The sequence below is a fragment of the Streptomyces sp. NPDC005402 genome (genome assembly GCF_040606575.1).
Taxonomy (GTDB): Bacteria; Actinomycetota; Actinomycetes; order Streptomycetales; family Streptomycetaceae; genus Streptomyces.
In genome coordinates this window covers 375663-388670 of the sequence record NZ_JBEXFB010000003.1, presented here as the reverse complement: position 1 = coordinate 388670, position 13008 = coordinate 375663, and the positions used below count along the sequence as shown (strand labels likewise).

11 protein-coding genes are annotated in these 13008 nt (G+C 70.7%); 10 read left to right on the top strand and 1 reads right to left on the bottom strand.

From position 1 onward, the window contains the following. Positions 1-1505: 1505 nt before the first annotated feature. From ABZT02_RS07775 to ABZT02_RS07730, 10 genes are all read left to right on the top strand, one after another. The gene (locus ABZT02_RS07775; RefSeq protein WP_356015281.1) at positions 1506-2474 is read left to right on the top strand and encodes a complex I subunit 1 family protein; all 969 of its coding nucleotides are present in this window, start codon (positions 1506-1508) and stop codon (positions 2472-2474) included. A 2-nt stretch (positions 2475-2476) separates the two neighbouring features. After that, positions 2477-3046 carry an NADH-quinone oxidoreductase subunit I gene (locus tag ABZT02_RS07770; RefSeq protein WP_356015279.1) on the top strand — a complete coding sequence of 190 codons (570 nt, stop codon included), beginning with the start codon at positions 2477-2479 and terminating at the stop codon, positions 3044-3046. After that, the gene (locus ABZT02_RS07765) at positions 3043-3807 is read left to right on the top strand and encodes an NADH-quinone oxidoreductase subunit J (protein ID WP_356015277.1); all 765 of its coding nucleotides are present in this window, start codon (positions 3043-3045) and stop codon (positions 3805-3807) included. The genes ABZT02_RS07770 and ABZT02_RS07765 overlap by 4 nt, the downstream gene beginning before the upstream one ends. Beyond that, positions 3807-4223 carry an NADH-quinone oxidoreductase subunit NuoK gene (gene nuoK, locus ABZT02_RS07760; protein ID WP_356015275.1) on the top strand — a complete coding sequence of 139 codons (417 nt, stop codon included), beginning with the start codon at positions 3807-3809 and terminating at the stop codon, positions 4221-4223. The genes ABZT02_RS07765 and nuoK overlap by 1 nt, the downstream gene beginning before the upstream one ends. Further along, positions 4220-6214: an NADH-quinone oxidoreductase subunit L gene (locus ABZT02_RS07755; protein WP_356015272.1), complete on the top strand. Its 1995-nt coding sequence runs from the start codon at positions 4220-4222 to the stop codon at positions 6212-6214. The genes nuoK and ABZT02_RS07755 overlap by 4 nt, the downstream gene beginning before the upstream one ends. 6 nt (positions 6215-6220) lie before the next feature. After that, a complete protein-coding gene (locus ABZT02_RS07750; protein WP_356015270.1) occupies positions 6221-7795 on the top strand; it encodes an NADH-quinone oxidoreductase subunit M in 1575 nt (524 codons plus the stop codon). After that, positions 7792-9354: an NADH-quinone oxidoreductase subunit N gene (locus ABZT02_RS07745; protein WP_356015268.1), complete on the top strand. Its 1563-nt coding sequence runs from the start codon at positions 7792-7794 to the stop codon at positions 9352-9354. Before ABZT02_RS07750 ends, ABZT02_RS07745 begins: the two co-directional genes overlap by 4 nt. A gap of 214 nt (positions 9355-9568) precedes the next feature. Beyond that, positions 9569-10432: a zinc metalloprotease HtpX gene (gene htpX / locus ABZT02_RS07740; protein ID WP_355747466.1), complete on the top strand. Its 864-nt coding sequence runs from the start codon at positions 9569-9571 to the stop codon at positions 10430-10432. Beyond that, complete coding sequence (locus tag ABZT02_RS07735; RefSeq protein ID WP_356015265.1) at positions 10429-10821, top strand: YccF domain-containing protein; 393 nt, start codon at positions 10429-10431, stop codon at positions 10819-10821. Before htpX ends, ABZT02_RS07735 begins: the two co-directional genes overlap by 4 nt. Before the next feature lie 235 nt (positions 10822-11056). Next, positions 11057-11620, top strand: a complete 564-nt coding sequence (locus ABZT02_RS07730; protein WP_356015263.1) for an SMI1/KNR4 family protein — start codon at positions 11057-11059, stop codon at positions 11618-11620. A gap of 28 nt (positions 11621-11648) precedes the next feature. Here ABZT02_RS07730 and ABZT02_RS07725 read toward each other — a convergent pair whose 3' ends face one another. Then, positions 11649-12893 (bottom strand): APC family permease, encoded by a 1245-nt coding sequence (locus ABZT02_RS07725; RefSeq protein WP_356015261.1) that lies wholly within the window; start codon positions 12891-12893, stop codon positions 11649-11651. Between the last annotated feature and the right edge of the window lie 115 nt (positions 12894-13008).

Genomic DNA, 13008 nt, shown 5'->3' with positions numbered 1-13008 from the left:
GGGGCTGAGGGTGCCTCTGGGGTCGCGGCGGGTGGTCCGCGGCGGGCGCGTTCGGCTGCGGAGGGGTCGGCGAGTCAGGCGGAGGGGTCTGGGGCGGCTGGGACGGAAGGTACCTCTGGGGCTGAGGGTGCCTCTGGGGTCGCGGCGGGTGGTCCGCGGCGGGCGCGTTCGGCTGCGGAGGGGTCGGCGAGTCAGGCGGAGGGGTCTGGGGCGCCGGGTGCGGTGGGCGCGTCGGGGGCTGGAGGGCGTCCGGTGCGTTCGGCTACGGAGGGCTCGGTGAGCGAGGCGGAGGCGTCTGGCGCGGTGGGCGCGTCCGGGGCTGGTCCGCGTCGGGCGCGTTCGGCTGCTGAGGGCTCGGTGAGTCAGACCGCGCCCGGGGCAACGGAGGACGTTGCCGCGGCCTCGCCGACGGGTGTGCCCCGCCGCACACGCACCGCTGCGCAGGGCTCGGCCAGCCAGACGGCACCAGGAGCCGACGGCACCGATGGCACTGGCGGCACCGATGACGCCGGCGGCACTGGCGGCACCGATGACGTCGGCGGCGCCGCTTCGGCAGCCTCGGCCGGTGGCACGCCCGTGTCGGAGACTCCAGCAACAGACTTGTCCGTGTCCTCGTCGGATGCCCCGGTTAAGGGATCACCTGCACCTGCGTCGGGGATCCCGGTGCCTGATGCGCCCGCCCCTGCGTCGGGAACTCCGGTGTCCGATGCGGCCGCCCCTGCGTCGGAGACCCCGGCGACGGACGCGCCCGCACATCAGCCTCCGGGAACGGCGGCGGGCCCTGTCCCGACCGGACCCCGTCGGGCACGTACCGCCTCGGACGGTTCTGCGAGCCAGAGGGCCACCGCGGCCGGCTCAGAGCCGTCGGCCGGCGACGCGAGCCCGAACCCCGTGCCGCCGAAGCCGGCCACAGCGCCACGCAGCCCGGACGCACCATGGCACCACGCCCGCCCGGCCTTCGACACCCCCGAACAGAAGCGGTCCGCCACTTCCGAGAAGACCGGCGTCTCCGAACGCCCTTCCACATCCAAGGACAGCGGAGTCTCCGAACGTCCTGAGCAGCCCGAGGTGCACACGACCTCCGAGGAGCCCCGGGCAACGGGAGCCTCCACGGTCCCGGAAGACCCTGCGGCTTCGGAAGAACGCACGGCCTCCGACGGAGACCCGGCAGCTTCCGAAGGCCCCGAGGTTCGAGAGCAACCGGCGGCTTCCGGGAAGCCGGCCTCCGAGAAGCCCACGACCCCTGGGGGCTCCGCGGCCCCAGAGGAGTCCAAGGCCCCCGAGCGGCCCAAGACTTCTGAACGGTCCCAGAATTCCAACGTTCCTAAGGATCTCGAGGACTCCCAGACTCCCGAACATCCCGACGGCACCGGACCGAGCCCGGACCCCGCCGCCCCGGCCCCCGGGAACCCGGCCCCCGAGAACCCGTCGCAGGAGGACCCGAACCGGGACGAGCCCTCCACCCCCGAACCCCCCACCACCGACAAGCCCGCAGGAGGCCCGCAGTGAACGACGCTCTCGACGTCGCCCTGCGACTCCTGATCGTCTTCGTCGTCTTCCTCACCTTCCCCCTGATCATCGGTCAGACCGAGCACAAGGTGATGGCCCACATGCAGGGCCGCCTGGGCCCCATGTACGCCGGCGGCTTCCACGGCTGGGCCCAACTCGTCGCGGACGGCGTGAAGTTCGCCCAGAAGGAAGACGTCGTCCCGGCGGGCGCGGACCGCCGTGTCTTCCAACTCGCCCCCGCCGTCGCCCTCCTGCCCTACCTCCTCGTCCTCCTCGCCATCCCGATCGGCCCCGGCGAGGGCGCCGTCGGCGAGGTCGTCGACGCCGGCGTGTTCTTCGTACTCGCCGTGATGGGCGTGGGCGTCCTCGGCTCCCTCATGGCCGGCTGGGCCTCCGCCAACAAGTTCTCCCTCCTCGGCGGCCTGCGCACCGCCGCACAGCTCCTCGCCTACGAGCTCCCGATGCTCCTCACCGCCGCCTCGGTGGCGATGGCGGCCGGAACCGTCTCCCTCCCCGGCATCCTCGACGCCTTCGAGTGGTGGTGGCTGCCCTGGCAGATCGTCGGCGCGATCGTCTTCTTCGTCGCCGGCCTCGCCGAACTCCAGCGGCCTCCCTTCGACATGCCGGTCGCCGACTCGGAGATCATCTTCGGCGCCTACACCGAGTACACCGGCCTCCGCTTCGCCCTGTTCCTCCTCGCCGAATACGCCGGCATCGTCGTCCTGTGCGGCCTGACCACCGTCCTCTTCCTGGGCGGCTGGCACGGCCCCTGGGGCGCCGACGGTCTCGGCTGGGTCTGGACCCTCCTCAAGGCGGCCGTGCTCGCCTTCGTCGTCATTTGGCTCCGCGTGACCTACCCCCGCCTCCGCGAGGACCAGCTCCAGAGACTCTCCTGGACCCTCCTCGTCCCCCTCTCCCTCGCCCAGATCGCCCTCACCGGCATCGTCAAGGTGGTGATCCAGTAACCATGGCCCCGATTCCTGGCTCGGGTCTGGCCAAGGGCCTGGCCGTCACCCTGCGCACGATGACGAAGAAGACCGTCACCGAGCAGTACCCCGACGCCCAGCCCGACCTCCCGCCCCGCACTCGCGGGGTGATCGGCCTGTTCGAGGAGAACTGCACGGTCTGCATGCTCTGCGCCCGTGAGTGCCCCGACTGGTGCATCTACATCGACTCCCACAAGGAGACGGTCCCGGCGGCGACCCCCGGCGGCCGTGAACGCAGCCGCAACGTCCTCGACCGCTTCGCCATCGACTTCTCCCTCTGCATGTACTGCGGTATCTGCATCGAGGTGTGTCCTTTCGACGCCCTTTTCTGGTCCCCGGAGTTCGAGTACGCCGAGACCGACATCCGCGACCTGACCCACGAGCGGGACAAGCTCCGGGAGTGGATGTGGACCGTCCCGGCCCCACCCGCGCTCGACCCCTGCGCCGAGGAACCGAAGGAGATCGCCACCGCCCGCAAGACCGCCGAGAAGCTTGCGGCGGCCCAAGCCGAGCCGACCGCTCCGGCCGATCCCCAGGGGGAAGAGTCGTGACCCTCGCTCAGGAGGCGCACGGCTTCCTCTCCCCGACCGGCGTCGAGATCGCCTTCCTCCTCGTCGGCCTGGTCACCTTGGGCGCCGCGATCGTCACCGTCACCACCAAGCAGCTGGTGCACGCCGCTTTGTGGCTGGTGGTGGCCCTCGGTGGCCTCGCCGTCGAATACCTTCTGCTCACCGCCGAGTTCATCGCCTGGGTGCAGGTCCTCATCTATGTGGGCTCCGTCGTCGTCCTCCTTCTGTTCGGTCTGATGCTCACCAGGGCCCCCATCGGCCGCTCCCCGGACGCCGACTCCGGCAACCGGTGGGCCGCCCTCGTCGTGGCCCTCGCCGCAGCGGCCGCTCTGGTCTGGGTGGTCGTCGACGCCTTCCGCACCACCTGGATCGACCTGGACGGCCCCGCCGCCGGCTCCACCGAGGCCACCGGCGCGAGCCTCTTCCAGAACTGGGTCCTCCCCTTCGAGGCCCTCTCCGTCCTTCTCCTCGCGGCACTGGTCGGCGCGATCGTCCTGTCCCGCAAGGCGAAGGCGGAGTCGAGCTCTCCCCCAGTGAACTCCCGGGCCATGACCGGTAGTTCCCCATCCGCCCCGGATTCCCGCAATCACCTGATCGGGCGAAATGTGTCACCCAAGGGAACTGGTCCCGTCAAGGGAGCCGCGTCGGCCGGGGAAGCCGAGCCGACCCAGAGAACGAAACCGGCGCAGGTAACCGAGTTGGCCAAGGGAACCGAGTCGGCCGAGCAGGAAGGCGCCCGCTGATGCATCTCGCCTATCCCGCCGTGCTCTCCGCCCTCCTCTTCTGTACCGGCCTCTACGGCGTCCTCGCCCGCCGCAACGCGATCCTCGTCCTGATGTCGGTCGAGCTGATGCTCAACGCCGTCAACCTGAACCTGGTCGCCTTCGACGTCTGGCTCAGCAAGACCGCCGAGGAGACCCTGCACTCCGGCCAGGCCCTCACCCTGTTCACCATCGCCATCGCCGCCGCCGAGATCGGCATCGGCCTCGCGATCGTCCTCGCCGTGCACCGCAACCGCGGCACCGCCGACATCGACAAACTCCGCGACTCGGCCGAGGGCCACAACCCCGACGACCCCGACGACTCCGACAGCGAAGCCCGTCCGGCCGAGCAGGCCGCACGATCCGGGCGGACCGGGAAGGCTGAGGCCACCGCGTGACCACGACCACCCTCGCCGTCCTCGTTCCCCTCCTTCCCTTCCTGGGCGCCGCGGTCGGCCTGCTCCTGGGCCGCACGGCCCCAGGCTTCGTCCGTCCGCTCGCCGTCGTGCCTCCCCTGGCCGCCCTCGCGCTCGCCGCGGTGGTCGCCGTACGCCAGGGCGGCGACCAGGCGGTGGACGCCGCCACCGAACTCACCCCCACCGGTTCGGTCCCGATCGAACTCGCCCTGCACATCGACGGCTTCGCCGCCCTCGTCGCCGTCCTCGTCGCCTTCGTCGCCACCTGTGTGCAGATCTACTCGACGGGCTACCTGCGCGACGACCCGCGCTACCCCTCGTACGCCGCTCTCGTCTCCCTCTTCACCTCCGCGATGCTGCTCGTCGTCTACTCCGGCGACCTGATCGTGCTGCTGGTCGGCTGGGAGATCATGGGCATCTGCTCGTACTTCCTGGTCGGCCACTACTGGGAGACCCCGGAGGCCCGCGCCGCCTCCCTCAAGGCCTTCCTGGTGACCAAGCTCGGTGACGTCCCCTTCCTGATCGGCCTGTTCGCGTTGGCGACCGACGCCGGCTCGTTCCGGATCACGAAGGTCCTCGACGCCGTCGCGCACGGCGGACTCGACCACCCGACCCTGATCGCCCTGCTCCTCCTCGCAGGCGTGGCGGGCAAGTCGGCGCAGTTCCCGCTGCACACCTGGCTCCCCGACGCGATGGCGGGCCCCACGCCTGTCTCCGCGCTGATCCACGCCGCGACGATGGTCGCCGCCGGTGTCTACTTCATCGCCCGTCTCCTCCCGGTCTTCGAGGCCTCACAGGCCGCGATGGTGGTCCTCGCCGTCATGGCCGCAGTCACGATGCTCGGCTCGGGGCTCGCCGCGCTCGCCCAGGACGACATCAAGCGCGTCCTCGCCTACTCGACGATCGGGCAGCTCGGTTACATGACCGGTGCCCTCGCCGTCGGCGACCGCGGTGCCGCCGTCTTCCACCTTCTTTCCCACGGCGCCTTCAAGGCGCTGCTGTTCCTCGCTGCCGGCGTGATCATCCACGCCGCCGGCACCAACTCACTGGCCGCGATGTCCCGCATGAAGGACCTGAGCGCCCGCGTCCCCGACGCCTTCTGGACGATGACCGTGGCGCTCCTCGCACTCGCCGCGATCCCGCCCTTCAGCGGCTTCTTCTCCAAGGAGTCCGTCCTCGGCGCCGCCGAGCACGTCGCCACCGGCCACACCGAACACGCTCCCGGCGCCGCGGGCTGGATCACCCTGGTGGCCGGCCTCCTCACGGCCGTGCTCACCGCCGCGTACGCGACCCGCCTGTGGCTGCTGGCCTTCCACGGACAAGGCGCCGAGGCCCCCGACCACGGCCGTCAGCCGCTGACGATGAACGTGGTCCTGTGGGTCCTCGCGGCCCCCTCCCTCGCTCTCGGCGCGTTCGCCTACCGCGTGCTGCCCGACTGGTTCGACGGCCGTGACCTCACCCCGACCCTCACCACGTCCGTCGTCGGCACGGGCGCGGCCCTGGTCGGCGGCATCGTCACCTACGCGGCATGGCGGCACACCAGAGCGGTCGCGGCCCGCGTCCCGCTCGGTGCGGTCGCCGCCCACCCCGAGGGCGACGCCGGACTGGTCGAGGCCGAGGCCATCGCCACCCACGAGCCCGCCTACGGAGACGTGGCCTACGCGCCCGACCCCGCGGACCCCGGACGGCTGCTGCTCGGCCCGCTGCACCGCCACGCGGCCGTCGGCTTCCACCTGGACGCCCTGTACACGGCCCTCTTCGTCCGCCCGGTCCAAGCCGGAGCCGACCTTGTCCGGTTCCTGGACCGCGAGGTCGTCGAAACCTACGTACGCGGTGCCGGAGCGCTGCCCCGCTGGCTCGGCAGCGCCGTACGACGCGCCCAGACCGGCAATCTCCAGACCTATGTGAGCGCGCTGCTCGCCGGCACCGTCGTCCTCGCGGTCGCCGTCGTCCTCGTCGCCACGGGAGCGTGAGCAGGCGTGATCGATATCAACGAGTCCGTGATGCAGTTCCTTCTGGCGTTCGTCGTGGCCGGCCCGCTCCTCGGCGCCGTCACGGCTGTGCTGCCTGCCCCGCCCGGGCTGAAGGGAAAGTCACCCGACCAGGCGGTACTGCGGCACGGCGTGACCGTCACCGGCGTGATCCTCATCGCCGCGATCGTCCTCGCACTCGGCTTCGACCACGACCATCCGTCGAAGATGCAGGCCACGACCGACATCAGCTGGATCCCCGCACTCGACGTGCGCATCCACCTCGGCATCGACGGCATCTCCCTCCCCCTTCTGGTCCTGACCGCGCTGCTGACCTTCCTCTGCGCGCTCTACTCCTACTTCAAAATGCCGTCGGGCCCGAGCCCGAAGGCCTTCGTCGCGCTGCTGCTCGTCCTCGAATCGGGCACCCTCGCGACCTTCGCCGTCCTCGATCTGCTGCTGTTCTTCCTCGCGTTCGAGATGGTGCTCATCCCGATGTACTTCCTCATCGCCCGCTGGGGCGGTGCGGACCGCCAGGCCGCCGCCTGGCGCTTCATCCTCTACACACTGCTCGGCTCGGTCGTCATGCTGCTCGGCCTGCTCCTGATCGGAATCAAGGCGGGCACATTCGACATGGTGGCACTCGCCACTGACAACGGCCGGTCACTGACCGCATCCGTGCAGGTCATCGCCGTTCTGGCGATCGGGATCGGGCTCGCGGTGAAGACCCCGATGTGGCCCCTGCACAGCTGGTTGCCCGACGCCCACACCGCCGCGCCGACCGTCGGGTCGGTGCTGCTGGCCGGCGTTCTGCTGAAGATGGGCACGTACGGGTTCGTGCGGATTCTGCTGCCGATCGCGCCCGACGGCTTCCGCGACTTCGCTCCCTACCTCGCCGCCTTCGCCGTGGTCGGGATCATCTACGGATCACTGGCCTGCCTCGCCCTCGCCAAACGGGGCGCGAAGGGCGACCTCAAGCGCCTCATCGCCTACTCCTCCGTCGGCCACATGGGCTTCGTCCTGCTCGGCATCGCCACCATGACCCCGACCGGTGTGAACGGCGCCCTGTTCGCCAACGTCGCCCACGGCCTCATCACCGGCCTCCTGTTCTTCCTCGTCGGCGCCCTGAAGGACCGCACCGGCACCACCGACCTCGACACCCTGGCCGAGGAGACGGGCGCCGCCCTGTACGGCAAGGCCCCCCGCCTCGGCGGCCTGCTGGCCTTCGGTGCGGTCGCCTCGCTCGGACTGCCCGGTCTCGCCGGATTCTGGGGCGAGATGCTGGCGCTGTTCGGTGCCTTCAAACCCGCCGACGACCTCAGCCGCCCGGCCTTCCTCACCTTCATGGCGATCGGTGCGTTCGGCACCCTGCTGACGGCCGCGTACATGCTCGTCGTGGTTCGCCGCGTCTGCATGGGCGCCGTACCCCACGACGCCCCCCGGCTCGCCGACGTCCACGCATACGAGTTCGCGGCCTGGACGCCGCTCGTCGCCCTCACCGTCGTGGCGGGTCTGTGGCCGAAGGCCCTCCTCGGCCTCACCGACCCGGCCGTCCAGCAGCTCCTCGCAGGAGGCAACCGATGAGCACCCTGGCCGCCACGACCCAGCCGTTGGCTTCTTCGGCCGAGCCGCTCACCGCGACGGCCGCGAACCTCGTCCAGTCCGTCGACTGGCTCACCATCGCCCCGCCGACCGTCGCGGCGATCGTCGGACTCGTCGTCCTCGTCGCCGACCTGTTCGTCGGCGAGCACAAGAAGGCCCTGCTCGGCTGGATCTCGGTCGCGGGCCTGGCCGCCTCCGCGCTCCTGCTGCTGCCCCTCCTGGACGGCGACCGCAGCACCTTCTGCCTGACCGGCGAAGGCGGCGTCTGCAGCTACACGGCCGACCGCTTCACGCTCGTCATCCAGTTCCTCGTCCTCGGCGGCGCCCTCCTGACCGCCCTCCTGTCGGTCACCGCCCTCAAGGACGCCGACAAGAAACTCCCCGAAGGGGAGTACTGGTTCCTGCTGCTCTCCTCAGCCGCCGGCGCCGCCCTCCTGCCGGCCTCCCGCGACCTGGCCACCCTGATCGTCGCCCTGGAAGTCGCCTCCCTGCCCGCCTTCGCCCTCGTCGGCATCCGGCACGGCGACCGGAAGTCCTCCGAAGCGGCCCTGAAGTTCTTCCTGTCCTCGGTCACCGCGACCGCGGTCAGCCTCATGGGCATCAGCTTCGTGTACGCCTCCACGGGCACCCTCTACCTCACCCAGGTCGCCGACCGCATCCAGCACGTCGACGGACAGCTCCACACCCTCGCCCAGACCGGCGTCGTCCTCACCCTCGTCGGCTTCGCCTTCAAGACCGCCGCCGTGCCCTTCCACTTCTGGGTGCCCGACACCTACGTGGGCGCGCCCCTCCCGATCGCCGCCTACTTGTCGGTCGTCGGCAAAGCGGTCGGCTTCTCCGGCCTGATCCTCGTCACCGTCGTCGCCCTGCCGTCGTACGCCGACGTCTGGGGCCCGGCACTCGCCGCGCTGGCCGCCCTCACCATGACCGTCGGCAACGTCGGCGCCCTCCGACAGCAGGCCACGCGCGTGTACAGCGCCGTACGGCTGCTCGCCTGGTCCTCCGTCGGCCAGGCCGGCTACCTCCTCGTCCCGATCGCCGCCGCCGCGTACTCCGACGACGCCGAGCGTTCCGTCGGCTCCACCCTCGCCTACGCCCTCATGTACGGCGCCGTGAACCTCGGCGCCTTCGCGGTGGCCGCACTGGTGGGCCGTACGAAGGCCGCGAACCGCATCACCGACTACCGCGGCCTCTACGCGACCAACCCGCTCGCCGCCCTCCTGCTGGCTTTCTTCCTGCTCTGCCTGGCAGGGCTGCCGCCGGGCATCATCGGCCTGTTCGCCAAGGTCACCGTCTTCTCGGCGGCCGTGGACGCGGGCCTCGGCTGGCTCGCCGTGGTCATGGCCGTCAACGTCGTGATCGCGCTGTTCTACTACCTCCAGTGGACGACGCTGCTGTTCCGGGCCCCGGAGGGCGAACCCGCCGCGCACCGTGTCCCCGCCCCCCTGACAGCCGTGCTCGCCCTGACCGGCGTCCTCGGCGTCGCCCTCTCGGGCGCGCCCCAACTGGTGCTGCGCTTCGCCGACACCGGTCTCTTCTGAACCGGCCCTCCCGAACCTGAACCGCCCCCTCCTGGACCGTCACCCGGACGGCCCACCTGGGCCTCCGTGCGCACAAGGGAACTAGTGGCCGCCGCCTGGCGTTGAGCAAGACGGGAAGGTCCACTGGACGTGACACCACGGACCGGTGGCATCGGAAGACATCGGAGACCAGCAAGCAAAGGGTTCCCCTGCTGCACCACTTGGAGGGCGTACCGTGCACCGCCGGCACAACGGGCTCAGGACCGCAGTCCTCCTCGGGGGACTGTCCGCACTCATCATCGTCATCGGCAGCTTCTTCGGCCGCATGGGGTTGGTCGTGGCCGTCCTGATCGCGCTGGGCACCAACGCGTACGCGTACTGGAACAGCGACAAGCTGGCTCTACGCGCGATGCGCGCCCGCCCGGTGAGCGAGTTCGAGGCGCCTGCTCTGTACCGCATGGTCCGAGAACTCTCCACCCAGGCCCGTCAGCCCATGCCGCGCCTGTACATCTCGCCGACCGAGGCGCCCAACGCCTTCGCGACCGGCCGCAACCCGCGCAACGCCGCCGTGTGCTGCACCGACGGCATCCTGCGCATGCTGGACGAGCGCGAACTGCGCGGCGTCATCGGCCACGAGCTCAGCCATGTCTACAACCGCGACATCCTGATCTCGTCGGTCGCCGGAGCCCTCGCCTCCGTGATCATGTTCCTGGTCAACTTCGCCTGGCTCATCCCGATCGGCCGCTCCGACGACGATGACGGCCCCGGCCTTCTCGGCATGCTGATGATCATGATCCTCGGACCGCTGGCGGCCAGCCTCATCCAGCTCGCCATCAGCCGCTCCAGGGAGTACGAGGCGGACGCGTCCGGCGCCCAGCTCACCGGCGACCCCCTCGCCCTCGCCAGCGCCCTGCGCAAGCTCGAAACGGGCACCAAGCAACTGCCGTTGCCCCCCGAGCCACGCCTCGAGACCGCGAGCCACATGATGATCGCGAACCCTTTTCGCCCCGGTCAGGGACTGTCCAAGATGTTCTCGACACACCCGCCGATGGCGGAGCGCATCGCCCGGCTCGAGAAGATGGCAGGTCGCCCCCAATGAAAACGATCCTGAACGTCATTTGGCTCGTCCTGAGCGGCTTCTGGCTGTTCCTCGCCTACCTGGCCGCGGGCGCGCTGCTCTGCATCACGATCATCGGCATCCCGTTCGGCATAGCGGCCTTCCGTATCGGCGTCTACGCCCTGTGGCCCTTCGGGTACACCACGATCGAGCGCCGGGACGCGGGCGCTCCCTCCTGCGTCGCCAACGTCCTGTGGCTGGTCCTCGCCGGCTGGTGGCTGGCCCTGGGCCACATCGCCACGGGTCTCGTCCTGTGCGTCACGATCATCGGCATCCCGTTCGGCATCGCGAACTTCAAGCTGATTCCCGTGTCCCTGTTCCCACTGGGCCGCGAAATCGTCCCCACGGACGAGCCGTTCGCGACTCGCTGACGGGCGGCCCGGGGAGCGGGAGCGGTCACCCGCAGATGACGTGGCGTCCCCGCAGACCTCCCCACCGCCCGCCAACCTTCGAGGAACTCCTCGCCTCTCTCATCGAGGACGATCGCGTCGACGTCCACCCCGCCCGAGCACCTCGCCTGAGCGGAGGTCGGCCCAGGGTTTTCCACAACCCAGAGGTTGTCCACAGGCCTGCCCGGCTGTCAGTGCCACCCTGCATCATGAATGCATGACCGAGAGCGAGCAGTTGCTGGCACGGGTGGCGGACAAGGCCCGCAACACCCGTCCGTGGGGATGGACCTCCCTCCCTGAGCCGGTGGACGCGACCACCCTGGCCCGCGCCGAATCCGCGTTGGGCTTCCGCCTGCCCCCGCTGCTCGCCGACCTCTACCTGCGGATAGGCGACGGTGGATTCGGCCCGGAGTACGGCCTGTTGCCCCTGCTCGACAGTGCTCCGGCCGGCGAGCCCGCAGCCGTCGTGCAATACCTGGCCAACTGCAAGAGCGGTCGCAAGGACCCCGACTGGCCCTGGCCCGAGGGCGTCCTGCCGGTCTCCCACTGGGGTTGTGCGATGTACGCATGCGTGGACTGCCACAGCCCGGAAGCCACCGTCCTCCTCTTCGAGCCGAACGCCGGCGACCGCGACCACTCCTGGTTCGTGGACGCCCCCGCCCTCACGGACTGGCTGCAAGCCTGGGTCGACGGCACGGGCTGGTACGAGGAGATGAACGAGGAGCTGGAGATGACTCCCTGGGCGGAGTTCCCGATACGCACGGCACCCCCGACCACCTGACGTTCCTCCGAGGCACCCGCCCGCTGCCCTACCGCCCCGCCCACCACTTCCGTGCGCCGTACGCCACCACCCCGACCGCCAGCACCCCCGCGCCCACGACCACCGAAACCCCGGGCAGCGCGAACGCCAGCACCACACACCCGAGCAGCCCCACCACCGGCACCACCCGGGCCGCCGGAGCCGAACCGAGCGTCCACGCGGACGCGTTGGCCACCGCGTAGTACGCGAGCACACCGAAGGAGGAGAAACCGATCGCGCCCCGTACGTCCACCGTGGCGGCGAGGACCGCGACCACCGCACCCACGGCCAGCTCGGCCCGGTGCGGCACCCGGAAACGGGGATGCACCGCGGACAACGCGCCCGGCAGATGCCGATCCCGGGCCATAGCCAGCGTCGTCCTTGAGACGCCCAGAATCAGCGCGAGCAGCGAGCCGAGCGCGGCCACGGCGGCACCCACCCGCACCACCGGCACGAGCCCAGGCACGCCTGCAACCCGCACCGCCTCGGCAAGCGGCGCGTCCGCGCGGCCCAGAGCATCAGCGCCCAGCACAGAAAGGACCGCCACAGCCACACCCGCGTACACCACCAGCGTGATGCCCAGGGCCAGCGGGATCGCGCGGGGGATGGTCCGCGCGGGGTCCCGAACCTCCTCACCGAGGGTCGCGATGCGCGCGTACCCCGCGAACGCGAAGAACAGCAGACCGGCCGCCTGCAGGACCCCGCCCGGACCGCCGGAGACACCGGCGTCCAGCCGCCCGGCATCCGAGGCCCCGGACCCCAGGCACACGACCACCACGGAAGCGAGGACAGCGAGGACCACCGCCACGATCGCCCGGGTCAGCCAGGCGGACTTCTGGATCCCGCCGTAGTTCACCGCGGTCAGCGCCATCACGGCCGCGACGGCCACGGCATGGGCCTGCTCCGGCCAGACGTACGCACCCACCGTCAGCGCCATCGCCGCACAGGAGGCCGTCTTTCCGACCACGAACGACCAGCCCGCGAGATAACCCCAGAACGGTCCGAGCCGCTCCCGCCCGTACACATAGGTGCCGCCGGAGGCCGGATAGAGGGCGGCCAGCCGCGCTGAGGACGTGGCGTTGCAGTAGGCGACCACGGCGGCGACCGCGAGCCCGACCAGCAGCCCTGATCCGGCCGCGCTCGCCGCGGGACCGAGGGCGGCGAAGATCCCCGCGCCGATCATCGACCCGAGACCGATGACGACGGCGTCCCCTACCCCCAGCGTGCGCCGCAGTTCGGCACCGGAATGCGTCATGAGCCGCACCCTACTGACCCCGTGCAACCGCGGGACGGGGCCCTGACGTCCTCTTCAGCAACAAGACACGAACACCCGCTCGACGAACACGACACGCAGGCCGCACGCCTAGGAC